Genomic DNA, 21,937 nt, shown 5'->3' with positions numbered 1-21,937 from the left:
GGTTACGTCGGCTTATCCAACGCCATGCTATTGGCTCAACATAACGAAGTCGTGGCGGTCGACATTATCGAAGAAAAAGTGAACATGCTGAACCACAAGCAATCACCCATCGTCGATAGTGAGATTGAAGTTTTTTTGGCGAATAAGTCACTCAACTTTACGGCGACATTAGATAAAGCAGAAGCCTACCGAGGTGCGGACTACGTCATCATCGCCACTCCAACCGACTATGATCCTCAAACGAACTATTTTAATACCTCTTCAGTAGAAGCGGTGATTAAAGAAGTAATGAATATCAATCCAACGGCGGTAATGGTCATTAAGTCGACTATCCCTGTTGGGTACACCGAGCGAGTCAAAGCCGAACTGGGTTGCGATAATATTCTCTTCTCCCCCGAGTTCCTGCGTGAAGGTAAAGCGCTGTACGACAACCTTTACCCCTCACGAATTATTGTCGGTGAGCAAAGCGAACGCGCGACTAAGTTTGCTCAGCTGTTGGTTGAAGGCGCAGAAAAGCTCGATATCCCGGTACTATTTACCAATTCAACCGAAGCTGAGGCGGTTAAGCTGTTTTCCAACACTTATCTGGCAATGCGGGTCGCTTACTTCAATGAGTTGGACTCTTATGCCGAAGCTCATGGATTAAGCTCTCGCCAGATTATCGAAGGGGTCAGTCTTGATCCGCGTATTGGCGATCACTACAACAACCCCTCCTTTGGTTACGGCGGCTACTGTTTGCCAAAAGACACCAAGCAGCTTCTGGCCAATTACGAAGACGTGCCGAATAACATTATTGGCGCAATTGTGGAGGCCAACCGCACCCGTAAAGACTTTATCGCTGACTCGATTTTAAAACGCAGCCCAAAAGTGGTGGGTATTTATCGCCTGATTATGAAATCCGGTTCGGATAACTTCCGCGCCTCTTCCATTCAGGGCATCATGAAGCGTCTGAAGGCCAAAGGCGTCGAAGTGATTGTGTATGAACCAGTATTGAAAGACGACCATTTCTTTAACTCACGAGTCATCACCGACTTGGAGGCGTTTAAACACGAGGCCGACGTGATCGTTTCTAACCGAATGGCGGAAGAACTGAGTAATGTCGCCGAGAAGGTCTATACCCGCGACTTATTCGGTAGTGACTAAGCCTAACATTCTACAGAGACTCCACACATGCCGGCGCCCTCGTCGGCATGTTTTTATGTCCGCTAGGAAGCACAAATAAAAAGCTGTTATACTCAGCCTCAATTAACCAGAGGTTACTCTTCGCGCCCTTAATCCATCTGTCGAGATCTTTATGTCTTCTTCTCCACGTAACGACTTTGATCCTCTAGCGTATCACCCGCGTTTCGAATGGCACTTTCTGTCACCGAAATATTGGGGAACCTGGTTACTCGTCATCTCGTGTATTCCACTGGCGCTTTTGCCTCACAAACTACGTTACTGGCTGGCAGCACGAGTTGCCCAGCTCTTGGTTTCCAAACGCAAAGGCACCACGCTCAACGCCTGGGTCAATCTGGAGCTGTGCTTTCCGGAAAAATCAGAGCAAGAACGCGAAGCTATTCTACTGGAAACTCTCACCACCGCTGGCGTGTTTCTTACCGGGTTCGGCCGCCTCACATTACGAGGAAAAACGTGGCTCAATAAACAATGTGAGATCCGCGGCTTAGAGAACATCAAGAATCAAATAGACAACGGTCAGAACGCCATTCTACTGGTGCCACACACCTGGGCGATTGATGTTCCAGCGATTTTGCTCGCTTCAAAAGGTATGCCCGTGTCTGCGATGGCCAAAAAGCAGAGCAATGACGTGCTCGACTGGTTAATGCACCGTCAACGCGTGCAGTATGGCGGACGCGTGTATGAGCGCAGTGGCGGTGTTAAACCGTTTATCAAGTCCGTCCGGGATGGTTACTTAGGTTATTATCTTCCCGATCAGGATCACGGACCTGAACACAGTATCTTTGTCGATTTCTTTGCTGCAACCAAGGCAACACTACCAGGATTGGGCAAACTGGCGAAGGTCAGCCGCGCCGTGATTATTCCAGTGTATGCCATGATTGATGCAAAAAGTGACAAATACATCGTTGATATTCACCCTGCGTTTGAGCATTTCCCGACCAGCAGCGAAGCTGAAGATGCCCGTATGATGAATGCGTTTATTGAACAGCGAGCAGGGCAATATCCAGAACAATACATGTGGATTTTGAAGTTACTCAAAACACAACCCGATGGTGTTAATTACTATCGATTAGCCAAACAAAAGCAAAAACAAGCAGGCTAAACCAGAAACCGTATCGAGAACGATGGAAGCAATGGAAAAAACACTGATTATCGGCCCCTCCTGGGTTGGCGACATGGTGATGTCACAGGCACTGTACAAGCGCCTTAAAGAGCTCTATCCAGAGATGCAAATTGACGTGCTGGCACCAGGTTGGTGTAAGCCTATTTTGGAGCGCATGCCCGAAGTCACTCACGCGATAGAGATGCCAGTTGGTCACGGTGAGTTCAATTGGAAAGCGCGCCGTGCGCTGGGTAAACAGCTGGCCAAGCAACACTATGATCACGCCTACATTCTGCCTAATTCGGCGAAATCTGCCTTGATCCCCTGGTTTGCAGGCATCCCAAAACGCACCGGCTGGAAAGGTGAGCTAAGGTACGGTTTGCTCAACGATCTGCGTCCAAATAAAAAAGACTTTCAATTTATGGTCGAGCGCTATGTCGCACTGGCGCACCCCAAAAAAGAGATGACAGATTCCACTTCGCTGGGTGGGTTAAATACACTACCAAAACCCCAACTGGCGATCGATGCTGAGGTTCAGCAAGCCACATTAGATAAATTTGGTTTAAACAAACTAACCCCGGTTATTGGCTTGTGTCCAGGTGCCGAATTCGGACCAGCAAAACAATGGCCGGTGGAACATTACGCTCAGGTTGCAGCATACGCAGCGAAACACGGCCAGCAAATTTGGCTCTTTGGCTCAGCCAAAGATCAACCGATCTGTGATGCCATCCAGCAGAGCATGCCGGTTAAATACCATTCCCAAGTACATAATTTGGCGGGGAGCACCAATCTCATTGAAGCGGTCGACCTGCTCGCAGCTTGTGATACGGTCATCAGTAATGATTCTGGTCTGATGCACGTCGCGGCTGCGGTCGGGTGCCATGTGATCGGCGTTTATGGCTCAACGTCGCCCGATTACACCCCGCCGCTTTCGGATAAAGTCGATATTGTCAGTACCAATATTGAATGTCGCCCCTGCTTTAAACGCGAATGTCCGCTCGGCCATTTGAAATGTTTGAAAGATTTATCACCACAGCGTGTGATTGAGCACTTACCCGCGAATAAAACAAGTTCATGATCCGGTTTTTATATACGTTGGCACTGATTGCCATTTCACCGATATTGCTGTTTGGCCTGTATCGGCATAAACCCAACAAACCTAAGTTCGGCTCTCGATGGAAAGAGCACTTTGGCTTAACGCCTAAACTCCAGCACAATGGTCGCCCTATCTGGATTCATTCCGTCTCTGTCGGGGAAAGCATTGCCGCGATTCCGCTCATAAACGCCCTCAAGGCACAATATCCAGAACAAGCCATTGTTGTGACCACGACAACCTCTACCGGGGCGGAACAAATTGCGAAACTTGGGACGTTGGTTGAACACCGTTACATGCCTTTGGACTTTAGTTTTGCGGTAAAAAGCTTTATAAACCGAATCAAGCCGCAAAAGCTTTTGATCATCGAGACTGAGCTGTGGCCCAATACGCTGGCAACCGTAGCCAAACACAACATTCCCACGATCGTGGTGAATGCGCGGCTTTCTGAAAAATCTTTCCGTAACTATCAAAAAGTGCAGCCCTTATTTAACGATATCAGCAAGCATCTGACGTTACTGCTGTGCCAACATGACAGTGACAAAGTACGCTTCCAAAAGCTCGGCATTGATGCAGACAAGCTCAAAGTGACCGGATCTATCAAATTCGATATCCAAATCTCGCCAGCCGTTCGCCAGAGCGCAAAACAACTGAGGGAAGCCCTGGGCAGTGAGCGTCCCATTTGGATCGCGGCCAGTACTCATGAAGGAGAAGACGAGTACGTATTGGACGCCCATCAACAGCTCATAAAGAACAACTCGGATATACTGCTTATCTTGGTTCCCCGACACCCGGAAAGGTTCGACAAAGTGTATGAACTGGCTAAAAGCAGATCATACAATGTTGTCCGTCGTTCAGAGAGCTCTCCGGTCAGTTCGCAAACACAAGTGTACCTTGGCGATACTATGGGAGAACTGCTCATCATGTTAGGGGCGGCCGATGTATGTTTTATGGGCGGAAGCTTGCTCGGGGAAAAAGTGGGGGGACACAATGTGCTGGAGCCTCTGGCGATGGACGTACCAACCATTACCGGCCCTAGCTACTTTAACTTTCAGGCAATCGTTGATGAACTTAAGATGGACAATATTGTCACAGTTATCAATAACCAAGACGAACTTAGCCAAGCCGTGCTTAATAAGTTAAGTAATAACAAACCAAATACTGAATGGCAGTCAGGCACGAGCCCGATTGAAACCACATTGAAGTACGTATTCACTGGAATGCCACATTCCATGCACCAAGACGAAAACCGGTAATGTCCATGTCAGATTCCAAACTGTCTCGGCTGTCGCTCACGTATATTGTAAATTCCAGAGGATATGAAATCATTATGTTCTCTATCTGTATTTTGTATACGTTAACGACGATTCCTCGCTTCGAACTGAACGAACTGTTCAAAAACCTTATTATCATTGGCAGTCTGCCAGCACTTTTTACAAAACTTCTGAAAAGAGAAGATAACAACACGATCTTCTGGGTATTTCTGCTGTCTTTTGCGGTGCAAATAGCCAGCTGGATGAATTCACTGCGGGTTATCCCTGATTTAGCTACCTCTTACCCACAAATCAAGTTTCTTGCCGCCTTGTTTCTATTTGTTTTTATTGCATTTTGGGTCAATGGTCATAAAAACAGAGTGCGACTGCTTTACGCCTCTTTGGTACTCAGTTTTATATTCACCGCGTGTTATCACAATTTCATGCACAATAGCTTCGCTCTGGGACTCTCCGGCCAGCGAGTGGACTTTGCAATGGACAATGCCCAGTTTACCTCTATGCTGTCGGTGGTGGTGGCAGCGCTGACCACTTATATCATTACCCAACTGCCTAAAAGCCGATACAAACCAGTGGCATACTTTATCGGTGGTAGTGTCATTCTGTTTGCGTTGTTTGCGTCAATCATTAGTCAGAGTCGCCAGGTCTGGTTGGCCGTCGTCGTGGTTGCACTGCTTTCACCTTTGGTTTGCTACCGCTCGTTTAACTATAAGCGCACGCTAGCGATCTACGCTTTACTCGCTGTTTTGGGTAGCTCTCTATTTCACATCAGCTTTATTCATCAACGTGTCACTGCTGAGTCCGGTGTTATTGAGAAAGTGGCTGAGGGAGATTGGGATAACATCCCCATGACCAGCGTTGGTATTCGAGTTAACTCTTGGGTAGAAGCCAGCAAGTGGATCGTCAAAAGCCCATTGCTCGGCACAGATAAAGGCTCGGTAAAGCAGGTCATTCAGACATCGAAAAAATTTCAAGCCCGTCCCTGGACATTAGGCTTTGGTCATTTACATAATTTCTACTTAGAGACTCTGGTAGCTTACGGCTTATTTGGCTTGCTCTTTGTGGTGTTATTCTACCGAACCATCATTGTAAACATCATTCAGCATCAGCCGTACCCACAGCAAGTGTTTCTGTTTTTATTCCTGATATTTTGGGCCATCATCAACTCATTTGAATCCTACAACACCAAAATGCTGGGACTTTACGCACAAAACATTGTTTTAGCAGGGCTTTTTACGTACCCATTGCCAAAACTCAAAAATAACGTGAAGCCTCGGGAGTAGATGCCCGTCAACCTGATGTCTTTGCCTTATCCAGCAAAGACATCAGATGCCCTCGCCTAGCTAAAAACAGGGCCTCATTCTGATAATTCCCTTTATAAGTTTGCTTAGAAACCACTGATTTCAAGAATTTTTCGTGTTCAGTCTCATGAATCGCATGCGCATTCGGTAAGTCATAAAATGCCTGTACCATGTCAGGGGAGTAGAACTTACGCAGTGCCTCATTAAAAAAATACCCCACTGTAAAATATGGCATGAACCCAACCTGTTCCGCTTTATACACAGTGTCCGCATACAACGTATTCCGGCAATTGCGCGTCACGCCGATTTTCTCCATCATCTTTCGTTTATTCGATGTAAATAAACTTCGCTCTCGTGGTTTGAACACATAGTCCAGGAACAGCTTTAGGGTATGACGAGTCACCGGAGATTGCTTAGGCGCGGCAAGAAACCAAGCCTCGATCGGACGAGTTGGATTGGTGTTATGTCGAAAGCTGAAAAACGCATGACGCGCCATCGCATCTGGCAACCAGTTATCGAGAGGCTCGAGACAAAATGTCGTCGAATCCGCCCAGACTCCGCCAAAACGAGACAACAAATACAGTCGTAGAATGTCGGCCTTTGCCGCCATACTCAGCCTGATGGTCGATAAGCGAAAAGCAGCATTAAAATCAAAGCCCAACACCTCTGATAAATTGCTATCTGTCAACACGTTCACGTCATAGCCTGGATTCAGTTCTCGCCAGGAACGAATACTCAGTTGTACAACTTCGGGAGCAGTCTCAATAGGGGTATTCCAGTACAGCCAAATCACCTTCGGCATTTGTGAGGATGGCGATACGTCAGAATCGCTGGTTGGCAGTTTTAACTGGCGTAACGCCGCGTGCGACTCTTCAATTGCCATCGCCTGGCTTTCTGTGCGAGTGCCCTGTTGCAGTAAGTTGATGTCAAAGGCTCGATTGTAAGCTTGGCTTAAAAAACCAAACCGCTTTCTCAAGCCAATACACTTGTTTTCAAAGAAAGCACTCTGAATGAACTGGGAAAAAAGGTGATTCATTGTTTATCGAAGACTGTAATTAAAATGGTTAAGTACCGCTTTGAGCTGAGAATCGTTTCGCCCACGGTCAACATTAAGCTTGTTCAAACCATTATCCTGATTATTAGCAATCTGAATAAAATGCTTAAAACAACGTCCTTGAGCTTTCCGGATCTCCGTCCCTTGTAATTTGGCCATAACATACAACCAAATATCATCGGCATGAGGGCATAGCTGCATGAACAAGGATTGATCCGTGACGGCCTGAGACAATGAACCTGGTGGATACAAAATCGCGCCACACCCTGTAAGGAAAACATGATCACTTTGTTGGCTGACTTCTTTAGTCCAGTGCTTATAAGGTTGCACTTTACCTTTCTCAAACGTTATCTCGTGAGCTCGATTACCCAAAATCGCCTGAGGGTATTTTTGATGTTCACGTAATAAGTTTTCAATGGTGTCATGAGGATAAATGATATCGTCATCCAGTGTGATGACGATGCTTTCCGGACATAGCTCCAGCGTCGGCACGATCTTTTTATAGCTGCGCGTATCCGGACAAAAGCGCACTTCCAGGCCAAAGTCTAGACGCTGCTTTAAGGTGACTGGCAGCTCATCAGCCGTTAATTCATCCTCTGCCAGCCAGAGAATGACGCGATTCGGCTTCACGGTTTGTTGCGCAATTGATTCCAGCACCAGGTACACATCGTAAATGCGCTTAGAATATGAAGTCAGGCTGACGACCACGGGCTGTTCAGCGATTTTATCACTTTGTATGAGCGGTTTAAGCTGGTATGACGCATGATGATACTCGTGCACAAGCAGTGACTCTTTGATTAGAAGCGCCTGTTTTGCCAGCTCTTTTCTTCTCTTTTTCTTAAAAAACACTCTGTACATCTCCGCGAGCCGTTTGATTACTTACAAGGCCACATATGTTCGGTTGGCCAAAAGTTGTTACTTCAAATAGCGACTGATGTGCTCAAGCGCACCCGTCAGTTGTTCTGAATTAAGAGGTCTGTCAGTCGGTCGATTGCGTTTATCCAGCGATTCGTACCCCCCAGCGGTATTCACTTCCAGAATAGAGTCCGGCGTAATGATGCCATATCCGCTGTACTTTGAAGACATGATCCAACCACGTTGTTTAAACGGACCAAATAAGTCTTCCCCGGTCGAATAGTCCGTCAAAGGGTTCGCCACACCAAGATAATTCACCATCAGCGTCGGAACCACATCCTCGTGGGAGCTCAATGCATTTAAATACTGAGCATTGGCCAGCTTTTTCACATCTGGCGCCACAATGATAAACGGCACTTTCACCTGAGGATCGGTAAAGTTACTGTTGTGCCCCCAGAAGTTCAGCTTGTTGTCGTTGAGCTCCTGACCGTGATCACCCGTGATGATAATCACTGTATCGTCCAGTTTGTCCTGAGCTTTAAGGGTATTCACGACTTCTTTGACCAGACTATCAACATAATGTACCGAGGTTTTATAACGATTAAATAACGGCGTCGGATCGGTGTCGTTATTCAACGCCAGATAATTCAACTCATCCAGCATTGGTTCAAACTTATGCGGATAGGTCGCCGGGAAATCATACCCGTGTGGCGCATCATAAAACAGGAAAGAAAAAGCCGGTTTAGCATGATCTACATTCTGATACCAGTTTTTCCAGTCATCGGTGAGATTACGATCTTTTGCCGACGGACTGTCCCCTTCTGAGCGAATACGCAGATCGGGAACATTGCGAAAAACCGTGCGATTGAACTCCGGCTTAATTAACTGAGCCGACGTAAATATCCCCATCTGATAATTGAGCTGTTGCAAGCGGTCAATCAATACCGGAGAACGCTGATTAGCCAGAAACGCGTGCCAGTATGTCCCCGGCATCCCATAAAACAAACCAAAGATACCGGTGCGCGTCGCGTTACCCGTCGAAATGTGGTTTTGATATGTCACGCCTTGCTGAGCAAGTTGCCAGATAGTCGGCGACACCGCCTGGCTGAAGGTATCGTAACGCCAGGAGTCGATCACCAGGAGCATAATGTCTTTCGGGCGCGTCAACGGCATGGTTTGCAGAGGATTAAGAGGATAATTCAGATCCCCTTTATTCGACAATTTGAGACTCTTCTCCTGCTCAATCGCGTCCAGATCGACCCAGCCAAGCTTTTTCATCAATGAATTGGCAGTCAGCGGGTAATACAGAGGCAGGTAACGCTTGACCATCGAGACCGGCTGATACGCATTCGCCACCGCCCAGGCGTGAATCAGGTTTGCCAGAACAAAGACACTGATTAACGTCCAGCCCAATTTTCGACCGAGTTTGGCAGGGATATGTTGCTGACGTTTTTCCAGATAGGCTAGCGCGGTGTATTCAATCAACAATGTGGCAACAAAGCCACCGAGGGCCATCAGCCAGGTAACCAACGGGAATGACACAATGTCACCCGCCAGAATGAGTCCGACAACAACTGAATTAATGTGGAAGCGGTATTGGGCAAACACAATGGTGTCGATGAACAACACGCTGATCCCCAGCGCCGCGATAATGGCCATGCTTACACGGCGGGCTCGTTCAGGCAGAAATAATAACGGCCACAGCACCAACACGAATAGCGCCACCAACAAGGACATCTGACCCAGTGTTGATAGTACCGCAAACAGCGCGGATAGCGGGGTAAATGATTCGGTCGGGAAAAAAGCAAAAAAGCGGGCCGCGATCAACGATGCCAACATAGCGTTAAGCAGGACAAACCAGCCCAATACGCTCCATTTCGATTTGTTCATAGATCATCTCTTTATAAAACAGCGTTATGACGTTTGTTGCCGTTTAAAGTGAGGTTTGAGAGTCCGTTCCATAAACTCGCGCCACTTGCGTTCGATTTTCCGTTTACCGAAGTAGCGAATATAGTTAGCCAGCGGGATCAGCTCCGCTCCGCCAAAACCGTCAATCATCATGACTTTAATTTGATTGTCATCTTCAACCACTAACATGTTGCTCATGACCAGATCACATGGAATCACATTGTATTCCAACAGATAGTCTTTTAATGACTGCATTGCCTGCCAAAAGGCGGCTTGCTGGTCCGTATTGAGCGGTTGTTCCAGATAGTAACGCAAATCAAGAGGCGGTGTGCCCGATGGGTTGGTCACCAACTCTTGTTCCATACCGATATAGTCATCGGTTTCAATGACCTGATAAAACGCTGGAATGTGAGTGAATGCCACGCCGCGTTTCAACAGGTACTGCAAATAGCGGATCTCACGCCGGCTCTGCTTTGCTTTGTGTTTACGACTGACTTTGATACATCGGGTCGGATCGTCCGGATTCTGGAAGCAAACGCGTTCATCCCCCCGGCCAATCACTTTCCATTGGGTAAAATCTTGCATTAAGCACTCATTTATTGTTGTACACCGACAGGATCTGCTGGTAGTTCTTCTCCATCACGGCATCCACATCCAGTGTCAGCGCCAATTCGCGACACTGACGCTGAATATGCTCATCGTCTTTGTAATTCGCCCAGTGTTGCATCGCTGCCGCCAGTTCATCAAACTGAGTCGCTGCGGATATGACGGTCGACACATGCGGCTGCAATACTTCTTTGGCACCACACTGTTCGGTTGTGATCACAGGAGTCCCACAGGCCAGAGCCTCAATGACCGTGAAGCCAAACGGTTCATAATGAGCTGGCAACAGATAGCAATCGGCCAGGGAGAAGTAGAGTTCAGGCTGGCTCTGCGCTCCGAGAAATGCACACTGCGCTTCCACTCCCAGCGACTTCGCATACTGTTTGTACTCTCCTTCACTGTTTTCCCGTCCAGCAATTAATAAGTTGGCTGCAAAGTTCAGGCGAGCCAAAGCTTCCAGTGCGCTCTTCAGCCCTTTTCGCTCATACCCGGTCCCCAGAAACAGAAACGTCGGCAGAGAAAAATCCAACCCTAACTGTTGTTTTAACTGACTGACCTGCCCGTGATAGCGCTCAGCATCAAAACGTTTGGTATCGACAAAATTGTGGATCACCGAAATCTTATCACGAGGCACCTGATAAGCCTCACTGATCTCGGCGGCACTTTTGTATGAGTTTGCCACGATATGTCTGTATGCGTCCGGTGCCATCGCTTTTTGCTCAATTTTCAGCGATACCTTGTCCTTCCACCGAAGTTTCTGACGTCCGGAAGCTTTGAGGAAATGAAAATGCGTGCCGCCACCGATCCGCAGCATATCGTGTGTCCAGGTTTTGCCCAGCCCATACACAAAATCATAGTCCGATGCCTTGACATGCTTGTCTACCGCCTTGGCAAACTGCCACATCCGGTGCGCTTTGCCGAGTCCAAACGGGCGCAGCTCGACAAATTTAATAGCAGGATGAGAAGGTTCAACATGAGAGCGGCAAATAATAGTCACGTCTTCACCCTGCTCAGCCAGATAACGGGAAAGGTGGTTAAGGAATAACTCTGTGCCACCTGACTTGGCGTGACGCATATGAATTAATGCAATTTTCATTTAGGATTTTGCCCCGGTGAAGGCAGCCTGCGGCCGGTAAAAGGTGAGTAAAAATATACATGAGTTACCCCACCTTTACAAAACAGCCACCAACCCGGTTTGACCACCCACAGCCGCGAATCAGCCAGCCGAGTGCGTAAGTTCGCCTCTCAGCCATCATGGCAGAGCTACGGCTGAGGAGACTGACTCAGTCTCTGGAGTAGCCCGTAAGGATGGCCTGCCACTGCGCTGGTTGCCAGTGGATACCTGCGCGCTGCTGCTCTTTAACAAAAGAACGCTTGAGACGCTCAAGGTTAGCGGCTTTCCAGCGTTCACCGCGCTGAGCGGCACATTTATCAAAGTCGATCAGCCACACCTGCTGCTGGTCATCAAGCAGAATGTTGTGGATATTAAGATCAGTGTGATTAACCTGCGCGTCGTGCATACGCCGAATCATCTGCCCGATGCTCAGATACAACGCTTCGTCCAGCGGCTGTCTTTGCAATACCGACACCAAGTCACGAGCATGGGGAATTTTTTCACTCAGCAAATCGGCCTGGTAAAGTAAACCGGTTCGCACTGCTCGCGCGGCAATCGGACGCGGCACGTTCACGCCGGCCTGGCGCAGCCGCTGCAATAAATCAAACTCAAGATAGCTGCGAGTGGACGTCCAGCCACTGAACCAGTAGTGATCGTTGACCAACTTGCCAAACAACCCGCCACGCCGATAGTGCCGCAGCGCCGCAGCCAGCTTTTCGGTTTGCACGAACCATGTAGTGCCACGCCCTTGCGCGCTGCCCAGGATTTTGTTTTGAGCTTGCCAAAATTGCGGGTCAAAACAGTGATGCGGGTCTTCAGACAACAACTGTTCGTCATACCAAATCATCTGATTCTTTCTTTGCTGTGTTTTCACATCGTTGCCTATGCAGTTGCAGCCGGTAAATGAGCGCCGACGAGGTCATATTGACAGAGGATTTTACATTTTCTCACCCTATCTGCATAATTCCTGTTAGCTTTTTCTACTATGAAATATCGAATGACCCTGTTCTCATCCGCTCCAAAGTATATCTGTGTCTTGCGCCTGTCTGCCATTGGCGACGTGTGCAATACCGTTGCAGCCGTTCAGGCGATTCAGCGCGCCTGGCCGACCACGGCCATTACCTGGATAACCGGGAAACTGGAAGCCCAGTTGATTGACGATCTGCCCGGTATCGACGTGGTGGTGTTTGACAAAAATCGCGGCTGGCGAGCCTACCGTGATCTGTGGAATCAACTGAAAGGACAGCAGTTCGATGCACTGCTGCACATGCAGTACGCTTTGCGCGCCAGTGTCGCCACATTGGGCATTAAAGCTCGCTATAAGCTTGGTTTTGACGCCAACCGCGCTCAGGACTTCCAGACGCTGTTTACCAATGTGAAGGTGCCCTCTCCTCAGGCACCGCATGTCCTGGATGGTTTACGCGCTTTCGGTACGCACCTGGGGGTCACAGACATGACTCCAAGGTGGCATATCCCCTACTCGGGGAGTGACAGACAGTGGGCGCAGCAGGCACTCAGCCCCGACCAAAAGAATCTGGTCATCGTACCGGCGGCCAGCAAAGCGTATAAGAACTGGACAGCCGAAGGCTATGCCGATGTGATCCATCACGCCCAGACTCTGGGCTTTCACATCACCTTAGCGGGCAGCCCGGCAAAGGTGGAAGTGGATCTGGCCACAGCTGTGGAAAGGCGACTCAGCCAGCCCGTAACGAACTTGGTCGGTCAAAGTAGCATTAAGCAGATGTTGGCCCTGCTGGATAGAGCGGATCTGGTGATTGCCCCAGATACCGGCCCGGCCCATATGGCCAATGCCATGAATACACCCGTGATTGGTCTTTACGCCCATCATAATCCGGACCGTACCTGTCCATACCAGTATCGCGAATACGTTGTCTCCGCCTATGACGAAGCGATTCAAGCCGAACACCACAAGCCGATCAGCGAGTTGGACTGGCGTACCCGAGTCAAAGACAAACACGCAATGCAGCGCATCACGTCCGACCAAGTGATCGCCATGCTGGACAAAGCCGTGCAAGATTTCTCTATACTTACCATCGACCATTCCAAGCTGAGCGCGGATCGCGCCAGTGAACACAATCAAAAGGCACACGAGTGAGTAAACCAACCTTAGCGGTCACGTTGATCGTCAAAAATGAAGCCCGTCATCTTCAGGCCTGCCTGGAGAGTGTTTGTGAATGGGTCGATGAAATCGTGATCCTCGATTCGGGCAGCACCGACAACACCGAAACCATCGCGCGTCAGTTTACCGATAAGTTTTTCACCAGTGCAGACTGGCCCGGGTTTGGCCCTCAGCGACAACGCGCGCAAGCCTACGTGGAATCGGATTTTATCCTGTGGCTGGACGCCGACGAACGCGTCACTCCCGAACTCAAAACGGATATTCAAACCGCAATAAGCCAACACTCCGGCGATACGCTCTATCGAATCAACCGTCTCACCACCGCGTTTGGAAAAGAAATTCGCCATTCCGGTTGGTCTCCGGACTGGGTAGTACGTTTGTACCGGACTCAGGACACGCACTACAACGATGCTCTGGTGCATGAAAGTGTGATGATCCCTGATGGTTTTAGCGTGACGTCGCTTAACGGCCGCCTCAAGCATTTTACCTACGAGCGTTTGAACGAATACACGCGCAAAACTCAGCAATACATGCAGGCGTGGGCCGATCAACGCGAAGGTCGCAAACGTTCTTCTCTCGCGGGGGCAGTGATGCACGGACTGTTCCGCTTCCTGAAAATGTACGTAATCAAACGTGGTTTTCTTGATGGCAAGCACGGTTTTCTGTTGGCGGTACTGAGCGCCAATACCACCTTTACCCGCTACGCCGATTTGTGGTTGCGTGAGTACGTCAAACAACAAGGCAACAAGCAATGAACATCTGCCATGTGAATCTGGCCTCCGGTTACCACGGTGGCGAAAATCAAACCCTACAGCTGATCAAACAACAGATAGAGATGGGTTATCAACTGACGGTCGTTGCCAATCCGAAAAGCCCGTTTGCCGATGCCATTCGGCAACTCGACTGTCAACTGGTGCTGGCAAAAAACTATTTCCAGGCACACGCGAAGTCCGTCACCGACGGCTGTAGCCTGATCCATGTACATGAAGGGCGAGCCATTTATTGGGCGCTGCTCCAAAATGTACTCCATGGCGTCCCTTACATCGTGACCCGTCGCATCGACAACAAAATGAAGAAGAAGTGGCTGGCGAATATGGCATACCGTCGTGCCACGGCCGTGGTCGGGCTCAGTCGTGAGATAGTCCGACGAATCAGTGAAGCATACCCCGTGCTGACCACCTATCAGATCCCGAGTTCGCCAGTCAGCTATCCAGTCGATGAGACTGAGGCGGCCAGTATTCGTCAACGCTTTGAAAATAAATATTTGGTGATTCATGCAGCTAACATGCTGACACACAAAGGGTTTGATGTGACGATTGAAGCGGCTCGCCGCTTGGAACAAAGCCATCCTGAGATTCATTTCGCCCTGTTGGGTGACGGCAAAGAACGCGCCACATTGGAAACCCTGGCAACCGGGCTGAGCAATCTGAGCTTTGTGGGCAAACAATCCAATATGGGCAGTTGGTTTCGCGCGGCCGATCTACAGGTTCACCCTTCGTATACCGAAGGCCTCGGCTCAGTGATTCTCGAAGGTCTGCACAGCGGCCTGCCCGTGATCGCAACCAATGCCGGCGGCATTCCGGATATCATTGAAGACGGTGTTTCGGGCCGCTTGATCGAGCCGGGTGACGCCGCAGCACTGGCAGAGGCAATCGTGCAACTCAGTCAGAACGAAGCGCTACGCCAGCGTTTGCTCGCTGGCTCTCAACACAAACTCAAAGATTTTTACATCGAGCACACCGCTCTGCTGTATCAGGACATTTATCAGAAGGTTGATGCATCTTATGGCCAATAAAGTCATTTACCCGGGCACCTTTGACCCGCTCACCAACGGACATCTGGATATCATCCAACGCGCGGCAGCCATGTTTGATGAAGTGGTGATCGCGGTGGCAGCCAGCCCATCAAAAAACACCATGTTCACGCTGGAAGAGCGCGTTGAGCTGGCCAGACAGGCCACGCAGCAATTTGGCAATGTCAGTGCAAAAGGTTTCAGTGGACTACTGGTTGATTTTGCCCGTGATGAAAAAGCCAACTTGTTGGTGCGCGGTCTGAGAACCACGGTCGACTTTGAGTATGAATTTGGCCTGACCAACATGTACCGACGCCTGCTACCCGGGTTGGAAAGTATCTTTCTTACCCCAGCAGAAGAATACGCTTTTATCTCTTCCACCATCGTACGGGAAGTGGCAATTCACGGCGGAGAAGTGGCCGGATTCGTGCCGGCCGCCGTGGCAGAGGCCCTCAAAACCAAGATACAAAAATAGAAGGTCTCCCCTCTATTGTTTAATCGATGGAATAATAGCGTTTGTACCAGTCGACAAACGCTTTCACTCCTTGCTCTACCCCAACCTGGGGACGATAACCAGTCGCCTTGAACAAATCCTCGGTGTCGGCATAGGTGACGTACACATCGCCCGGCTGCATCGGGAGCATATTTTTCTGCGCTCGCACCCCGAGCGCAGACTCTAACGCCTGGATGTAATCCATCAGTTTGACCGGACTGCCGTGCCCAATATTGTAAACCCGGTAAGGCGCGGAACTGGTCGCTGGTGTCCCCGTCTCGACGCTCCAGCCAGAGTCAGGCTGCGGCACCACATCTTTGATGCGCATGATACCTTCCACAATATCGTCGATATAGGTAAAGTCACGCAGCATATCACCGTTGTTGTACACATCGATCGCTGCACCGCTGAGAATAGCTCGAGTAAATTTGATCGGAGCCATATCCGGACGTCCCCAGGGACCATAGACCGTAAAAAAGCGCAGACCTGTGGTCGGGATACCATACAGATGCGAGTAGGTGTGCGCCATCAACTCATTGGACTTTTTGGTGGCGGCGTACAAAGAGATGGGGTGGTCGACACTGTCTGAAGTATTAAACGGTGTTTTACAATTGAGACCGTATACCGAACTGGAGGAAGCGTACACCAGATGCTGAATTTGATGGTGTCGACAGCCTTCCAAAATGGTCAGGTGACCCACTAAATTACTGTCCGCGTAAGCCATCGGGTTCTCAATTGAATAACGGACACCGGCTTGCGCGGCCAGATGAATCACTTTATCAAATTCTTCGTCCACAAACAGACGGGCCACGGCTTCGCGATCAGCAACGTCCAGTTCCAGAAAGGTGAAATGCTGGTGTGCCACACGGGCTAAACGCGCGTCTTTCAAACGCACATCATAGTAAGCATTGAGGTTATCGATCCCGATCACGTCATGGCCTTCAGCGCACAAACGTTCCACCACAGCCGATCCGATAAATCCAGCAGCGCCTGTTACTAAAAACTTCATCCGTCAAATCCTTTTGATGGGCAACTGTTTGTATACTAACCTTTTTTGTTCGGAGTTTCCGCTCTTAGCTGGCATCGGGGACAAAAAAACGAATTGCGCTGGCCAATTTTCAGCTCTTCAATCGGGGTGGTACATCGTAAGCACGGCTGTCCTTTTTTACCGTAGACCTGCAACTCCTGAGCAAAATAGCCCGGTTTACCATCCGCCTGAGCAAAGTCTTTCAGAGTAGTTCCGCCCTGCGTGATCGCCGTCTCCAGCGTCTGCCTGATCAAAGGTACCAGGCGCTGCCAGTCGGAAAGCGTCAGTGTACCTGCTGGTGTCAGCGGATGAATACCGGCCTTGAACAACGACTCATTGGCGTAAATGTTGCCGACGCCGACCACCACTTTGTTGTCCATAACGAATTGCTTCACCGCCACCTTTTTGTTAGCGGCCTTTTCCAGCATATACTCTGGCGTAAAGACCTCACTAAGCGGCTCCGGCCCCATGTGGCCGAGTACCGGATGCTCAGTACCCGGTTCACTGTATAACCAGGCACCGAAACGGCGTGGATCGTTGTAACGCAGTACTTTGCCATTGGTCAGCGTCAGATCCACGTGATCGTGTTTACTCGGCGCAAACTCACCATCCAGTACCCGCAACGATCCGGACATACCAAGGTGAACAATGGCGCAACCGGCGTCCGTTTCAATCAGCAGATACTTCGCCCGGCGGCTGATCTGACGCACCACCTGACCTTCAAGCGCTTTCAGCTCGTGCGGGATCGGCCAACGCAGCTTAGGAGTACGGAAAGTAAAACAACGGATCGTCTGGCCGATAAGATGCGGGCTGATCCCCATTCGGCTGACTTCAACTTCTGGTAATTCAGGCATGGGTACTTCTTTCTATGATATTCAACTGGGTAACGGCGTTTACGCCATCAGGGTAACAGATAGGCTGGCTGAACCGAAATCGCAATCCACTGCTGTTGCCAGTTTTGAAACAGAGCAAATTGCTCCGTCTGATACCAGGTAATACGTTGTGGCTCTTCGATATTGCGATACCACACCTCGATACTGACCGGTGAACTTAAGCCAGCGCTCAATGAGCGATAAGTTGCCTCATCCACAATCGTACCCTGCAGCGCCAGCCAGCGTTGAGCCAACTCCTCAGGCGCCGTTTGCGCAGGCGGATCAAGCCGCCAGCGGCCCTGATTCTTCTCCAGCGACCAGCGCGTGGCATAAATAGCAACCACTTCCTGGTTAGGGTCGAGCAGGAACGGGGCGGCCGATGGCTGGGCCAACTGGGGTTCCAGCAGATAAGTACGGATCAAGCTCGGCACATTCAACACCGCAATGAACGCTATAATGGCTAGAATCAGCACATTGTTCCACTGGCGACGGGTCAGTTTCATCAGGCAGGCACACCGCTATCGTTGTTTGAGACTCAAAAAGTATACATGATTTCGCCGCTAAGGCGCAGCGCAGTGGTGCTCCGAACCAAAGAAGCAGAATAGCAGGCAATAAAAAACCCAGCTCGAAAGCTGGGTTTTCTCAACTGCGACTTCTACGAGAGAAGTTTTACAAAGGCGAAATCAATTACTTGATTTTCGCTTCTTTGTACATAACGTGCTGGCGAACTACTGGATCAAACTTTTTGATCTCAAATTTGCCTGGCATGTTACGTTTGTTCTTATCAGTTGTGTAGAAGTGACCAGTACCTGCAGAAGATACCAGACGGATTTTCTCACGAATGCCTTTAGCCATTGCCTAATTCCTCTTAAACGTTTTCGCCACGAGCACGGATATCAGCAAGAACAGCATCGATGCCTTTCTTGTCGATGATACGCATGCCTTTAGCAGTCAGACGTAGTTTAACAAAACGTTTTTCGCTCTCTACCCAGAAACGATGAGTTTGTAGGTTCGGCAGAAAACGACGCTTAGTAGCATTTCGTGCGTGTGAACGGTTGTTACCCGTTACTGGACGCTTACCAGTTACTTGGCATACTCGGGACATGAATGTCTTCTCCAAATCGTTTCAGCTCGATATCAACCTTGGTGGCCGAACCTCTCTATTTCCAATCAGAAGTTAGAGGTTAAAAACCGTTATGGAAAATCCATACAAGGCTATCAAAGGTCGCGCATTATACTAACTTGACTAGTATTGCTCAAGACCCGAACAGATCCTTTTTACGGGTTTTCGTGATCTTTTTTTAAGCAGAGCTGATAATAGTTCAAAAAATGTCGGGGGATTGTAGCAGAAACTCGCAGGTGAACAACTAAAAACTTCGGCCTTTCCACACACCACAGGCGGCTTTCGGCACCAGCCGAATAAAAACTACGATTAACCTGACGCCTTTTTGGTGACTAAACTGCATGCCATTATCTCATATCAATCTGATTATAAAGCCAAATCAATCCGATTCTGTATGTAAAACAGCTTTGCTATTGTCCGCCAGTCAGACACAGAAAATATCACAGCAACAACGCCGATTTGAGGGTTTGACTCCCTCAAGTCTGAGGCTCGCGCCGCTTCACAACCAACCACGCTCGGCAAACGACACCACTTCACCATCGCCAATCACAAAATGATCGAGAATTCTGACATCGACCAAAGCCAGCGCATCGCTCAAACGCTGCGTAATGCGCCGGTCGGCCTGACTCGGCTCCGCCACTCCTGACGGATGATTGTGCGCCACAATCAGCGCAGCAGCGTTATGATGCAATACCCGCTTGACCACTTCGCGCGGGTAAACGCTGGCGGCATCCAACGTACCTTCAAACATCACTTCGTCGCTGATCACTCGATGCTGGTTGTCGAGAAACAAGACGTAGAAGGCCTCACGCTGGCGGTCGCGCAAAACACTGGAAAGATACATCCGGGTCTGCTGCGGGCTGGTCAGCGCCCCGCCACGCTTAAGCGTTTCCGCCAGATAACGCTGGGTCATCTCCAGTACGGCCTGCAACTGGACATACTTGGCCTGACCCAGCCCTTTGTGCTGACAAAATTCGTTTTGAGTAGCCGAAAACAGCTGACGCAGAGAGCCAAAATCCTGCAGCAGCTTATCGGCCAACGCCAACACATTCATGCCCGGCGTCCCCGTCCGCAGAAAAATCGCTAACAATTCGGCGTCAGACAATGACTGTGGGCCACGACGCAGCAATTTTTCACGTGGCATGGATTCACTGGGAAGGGATTTGAAGCTCATGGGTTCACTCAGCAAGCACAATAACCCCGTATATAGAGCAGCAAACCCCAAGGGGCGCAAGCGACCCTTGGGGTTTATCAACGCCGGGCAGACGGGGAGTGTAACTGAGCAGTCACTCAGAGTTTAAAATGCCCGACCAGTTGTCCCATCTCTTGTCCGGAGGCCGAGAGACTGGCGCTGATCGCTTTTGAACGTTGCAGGTTATCACTTAACTGGGTGACGATATGCTGAATGGCCACCAGATTCTGGTTGATGTCTTCGGCCACCACACTTTGCTCTTCCGCCGCCGACGCTGTCTGAATGCCCATATCATGAATGGTGCGTACCGCCTGCTGAATGCCGGCCAACGACTCTTTGATCTGAACCGATTCCTGAGCGGTCTGCTCACCCCGTTGCTGACTGGCACTCATGGTGGTCACCGCGCGCGCCACCCCGCCTTGCAGTTGTTTAAGCATGTCACCAATCTCATGGGTGCTGCTCTGAGTGCGACTCGCCAGTGAACGGACCTCATCCGCCACGACAGCAAACCCGCGTCCCTGCTCACCCGCTCGCGCGGCTTCAATCGCCGCATTTAACGCCAGCAGATTGGTCTGCTCGGCAATGCCGCCAATCACGTCCAGCACCTGAGTGATCTGGGCGGTTTGAGCACTGAGATCCTGAATCGCATCCGAAGTCAGGTTGACCTCATCCACCAGCTTGCCGATGCCCTCAATCGCCTCACTGACTTCGCGCTGCGCTTCATCGATCTGCTGATTGGCAGAATCAATCGCCTGAGCGGTCGCGTGGGTATTGCCAGCCACCTCGCGCGCAGTCGCGCTCATTTCCGTGACGGCCGTGACCACTTTGTCAGTTTCCAGGCAGTGATTCTGCATCTGCTGGCTGGCGTAGCTGGTTTGATCGTCGAGATCATGTGACGCGCTTTGTACGCTCTGCGCCGAAGTGCGAATATCGGCGATGAGCGGTTGCAGCTTATCCATAAACTGGTTAAACGCCCGGGCGACATCGCCAACCTCGTCCTGCGTCTCAACCTGCAGGCGCGCAGTCAAATCGCCGCCGCCCGCTGCGACATCTTCCAGTGACGCGGCGATGTGTTGCAAAGGAAGAATACCACGAGACACCAGCAAACTGACCACCACGCCAGTGAGCAGCAGTCCGACCACCGACAGGCCAATCGCAGACCATGTCTGCGCTTTCAATGCCGCCAAACTGCTGTGACGAAATGCCGCCACCTGAGCTTCGATGTCGTCGATGTAGATCCCGGTACCGAGCACCCAATCCCATTTAGGCAGGTATTCAGCGTACCCGAGCTTGGGGGCCTGAGCATCGATCGTCGGTTTGTGCCACGAAAAATTGAGAAAGCCGTCGCCCTGCTTGGACGCCGAGATCAGTCCGGCAATCACGGCCACACCATTTTCATCTTTCAGGCCATACAGGTTTTTACCTTCCAGTTGCGGTTTAATCGCGTGTAAGGTGTTAACGCCCTGCGAGTCATAAGCAAAAAAATAGCCATCGTCACCAAAGCGCATCGCTTTCAGAATGGTCTTGGCGCGGGCCTGGTTTTCCCCCTGTTGATCGGCATCGTAAAGCGGCTTAATCGCCGTCACTCCCATCATCAGATAGGCCTTGAGTTCCGCTTTGCGCGTCTCCAGCAGCTCAGCGCGGTAACGGCTCAGCTCCTCGTCCAGAGAACGCATGCTGCTCCAATAATTCACGGCGGTCACCATGGCCGTAATGGCGATCAAAGGGATCAGGGTCAGTAACAGTAATTTATTCCGACTTCTCATTATTTTGCCTTATTATCAATTATTTTCAGCGAGTTATGCGCCTATCATGCAG

The 21,937-nt window shown here is 50.0% G+C and carries 22 protein-coding genes; 9 read left to right on the top strand and 13 right to left on the bottom strand.

Annotation, left to right across the window (positions count from 1 at the left end):
• From CAG65_RS14175 to CAG65_RS14155, 5 genes are all read left to right on the top strand, one after another.
• Positions 1-1,143, top strand: a 1,143-nt coding sequence (locus CAG65_RS14175) for a nucleotide sugar dehydrogenase (protein WP_237668816.1), incomplete at its 5' end; no start/stop codon positions are given.
• Between the two features lie 151 nt (positions 1,144-1,294).
• Positions 1,295-2,281 (top strand): lauroyl-Kdo(2)-lipid IV(A) myristoyltransferase, encoded by a 987-nt coding sequence (gene lpxM / locus CAG65_RS14170; RefSeq protein ID WP_161454066.1) that lies wholly within the window; start codon positions 1,295-1,297, stop codon positions 2,279-2,281.
• Positions 2,282-2,312: 31 nt separating this feature from the next.
• Positions 2,313-3,359, top strand: coding sequence for a lipopolysaccharide heptosyltransferase II (gene waaF, locus CAG65_RS14165; RefSeq protein WP_161454065.1), 1,047 nt, complete (start codon positions 2,313-2,315; stop codon positions 3,357-3,359).
• Entirely contained in the window at positions 3,356-4,630 is a 1,275-nt protein-coding gene (waaA, locus tag CAG65_RS14160) for a lipid IV(A) 3-deoxy-D-manno-octulosonic acid transferase (protein WP_161454064.1), read from the top strand. The genes waaF and waaA overlap by 4 nt, the downstream gene beginning before the upstream one ends.
• Positions 4,631-4,635: 5 nt before the next feature.
• The gene (locus CAG65_RS14155) at positions 4,636-5,928 is read left to right on the top strand and encodes an O-antigen ligase family protein (RefSeq protein ID WP_161454063.1); all 1,293 of its coding nucleotides are present in this window, start codon (positions 4,636-4,638) and stop codon (positions 5,926-5,928) included.
• 7 nt (positions 5,929-5,935) lie between these two features.
• On the opposite strand, the gene CAG65_RS14150 is transcribed toward CAG65_RS14155, so the two are convergent.
• The 6 genes from CAG65_RS14150 to CAG65_RS14125 form a co-directional block, all read right to left on the bottom strand.
• Positions 5,936-6,829 (bottom strand): capsular polysaccharide synthesis protein, encoded by an 894-nt coding sequence (locus tag CAG65_RS14150; protein ID WP_161454062.1) that lies wholly within the window; start codon positions 6,827-6,829, stop codon positions 5,936-5,938.
• A 156-nt stretch (positions 6,830-6,985) separates the two neighbouring features.
• The gene (locus CAG65_RS14145) at positions 6,986-7,849 is read right to left on the bottom strand and encodes a glycosyl transferase (RefSeq protein WP_161454061.1); all 864 of its coding nucleotides are present in this window, start codon (positions 7,847-7,849) and stop codon (positions 6,986-6,988) included.
• Positions 7,850-7,915: 66 nt separating this feature from the next.
• Positions 7,916-9,745, bottom strand: a complete 1,830-nt coding sequence (locus tag CAG65_RS14140; RefSeq protein ID WP_161454060.1) for a DUF3413 domain-containing protein — start codon at positions 9,743-9,745, stop codon at positions 7,916-7,918.
• 24 nt (positions 9,746-9,769) lie between these two features.
• Positions 9,770-10,348: a YrbL family protein gene (locus CAG65_RS14135; RefSeq protein WP_161454059.1), complete on the bottom strand. Its 579-nt coding sequence runs from the start codon at positions 10,346-10,348 to the stop codon at positions 9,770-9,772.
• 7 nt (positions 10,349-10,355) lie between these two features.
• The gene (locus CAG65_RS14130) at positions 10,356-11,462 is read right to left on the bottom strand and encodes a glycosyltransferase family 4 protein (protein WP_161454058.1); all 1,107 of its coding nucleotides are present in this window, start codon (positions 11,460-11,462) and stop codon (positions 10,356-10,358) included.
• 187 nt (positions 11,463-11,649) lie between these two features.
• Positions 11,650-12,354 (bottom strand): 3-deoxy-D-manno-octulosonic acid kinase, encoded by a 705-nt coding sequence (locus CAG65_RS14125; RefSeq protein WP_161454057.1) that lies wholly within the window; start codon positions 12,352-12,354, stop codon positions 11,650-11,652.
• Between the two features lie 123 nt (positions 12,355-12,477).
• On the opposite strand from CAG65_RS14125, the gene CAG65_RS14120 reads away from it, so the two are divergent.
• The 4 genes from CAG65_RS14120 to coaD are packed head-to-tail and all read left to right on the top strand — an operon-like array spanning position 12,478 to position 15,887.
• Positions 12,478-13,596 (top strand): glycosyltransferase family 9 protein, encoded by a 1,119-nt coding sequence (locus CAG65_RS14120; protein WP_161454056.1) that lies wholly within the window; start codon positions 12,478-12,480, stop codon positions 13,594-13,596.
• Entirely contained in the window at positions 13,593-14,375 is a 783-nt protein-coding gene (locus tag CAG65_RS14115; protein WP_021704591.1) for a glycosyltransferase family 2 protein, read from the top strand. Before CAG65_RS14120 ends, CAG65_RS14115 begins: the two co-directional genes overlap by 4 nt.
• The gene (locus CAG65_RS14110; RefSeq protein ID WP_161454055.1) at positions 14,372-15,415 is read left to right on the top strand and encodes a glycosyltransferase family 4 protein; all 1,044 of its coding nucleotides are present in this window, start codon (positions 14,372-14,374) and stop codon (positions 15,413-15,415) included. Before CAG65_RS14115 ends, CAG65_RS14110 begins: the two co-directional genes overlap by 4 nt.
• Positions 15,396-15,887, top strand: a complete 492-nt coding sequence (gene coaD, locus CAG65_RS14105) for a pantetheine-phosphate adenylyltransferase (protein WP_040902335.1) — start codon at positions 15,396-15,398, stop codon at positions 15,885-15,887. The genes CAG65_RS14110 and coaD overlap by 20 nt, the downstream gene beginning before the upstream one ends.
• A gap of 19 nt (positions 15,888-15,906) precedes the next feature.
• On the opposite strand, the gene CAG65_RS14100 is transcribed toward coaD, so the two are convergent.
• The 7 genes from CAG65_RS14100 to CAG65_RS14070 all read right to left on the bottom strand — a co-directional run bounded on the left by CAG65_RS14100 (position 15,907) and on the right by CAG65_RS14070 (position 21,885).
• On the bottom strand, positions 15,907-16,914 hold the full coding sequence (locus tag CAG65_RS14100; RefSeq protein WP_161454054.1) for an NAD-dependent epimerase: 1,008 nt from the start codon (positions 16,912-16,914) through the stop codon (positions 15,907-15,909).
• Between the two features lie 35 nt (positions 16,915-16,949).
• Positions 16,950-17,786 (bottom strand): bifunctional DNA-formamidopyrimidine glycosylase/DNA-(apurinic or apyrimidinic site) lyase, encoded by an 837-nt coding sequence (gene mutM, locus CAG65_RS14095; RefSeq protein WP_021704595.1) that lies wholly within the window; start codon positions 17,784-17,786, stop codon positions 16,950-16,952.
• A 47-nt stretch (positions 17,787-17,833) separates the two neighbouring features.
• A complete protein-coding gene (locus CAG65_RS14090) occupies positions 17,834-18,307 on the bottom strand; it encodes a hypothetical protein (RefSeq protein WP_161454053.1) in 474 nt (157 codons plus the stop codon).
• 184 nt (positions 18,308-18,491) lie between these two features.
• Positions 18,492-18,659, bottom strand: coding sequence for a 50S ribosomal protein L33 (gene rpmG, locus CAG65_RS14085; RefSeq protein WP_002535344.1), 168 nt, complete (start codon positions 18,657-18,659; stop codon positions 18,492-18,494).
• Positions 18,660-18,672: 13 nt separating this feature from the next.
• The gene (rpmB, locus tag CAG65_RS14080; protein WP_021704597.1) at positions 18,673-18,909 is read right to left on the bottom strand and encodes a 50S ribosomal protein L28; all 237 of its coding nucleotides are present in this window, start codon (positions 18,907-18,909) and stop codon (positions 18,673-18,675) included.
• A gap of 517 nt (positions 18,910-19,426) precedes the next feature.
• Positions 19,427-20,101, bottom strand: a complete 675-nt coding sequence (gene radC, locus CAG65_RS14075; protein WP_161454052.1) for a RadC family protein — start codon at positions 20,099-20,101, stop codon at positions 19,427-19,429.
• Positions 20,102-20,217: 116 nt separating this feature from the next.
• Positions 20,218-21,885, bottom strand: a complete 1,668-nt coding sequence (locus CAG65_RS14070) for a methyl-accepting chemotaxis protein (RefSeq protein WP_161454051.1) — start codon at positions 21,883-21,885, stop codon at positions 20,218-20,220.
• Positions 21,886-21,937 lie beyond the last annotated feature (52 nt).

The sequence above is a fragment of the Vibrio sp. V39_P1S14PM300 genome (assembly GCF_009904765.1).
Classification (GTDB): Bacteria; Pseudomonadota; Gammaproteobacteria; order Enterobacterales; family Vibrionaceae; genus Vibrio; species Vibrio proteolyticus.
The sequence above is the reverse complement of the archived record's forward strand: the minus strand, read 5'-3'. Positions and strand labels throughout refer to the sequence as shown.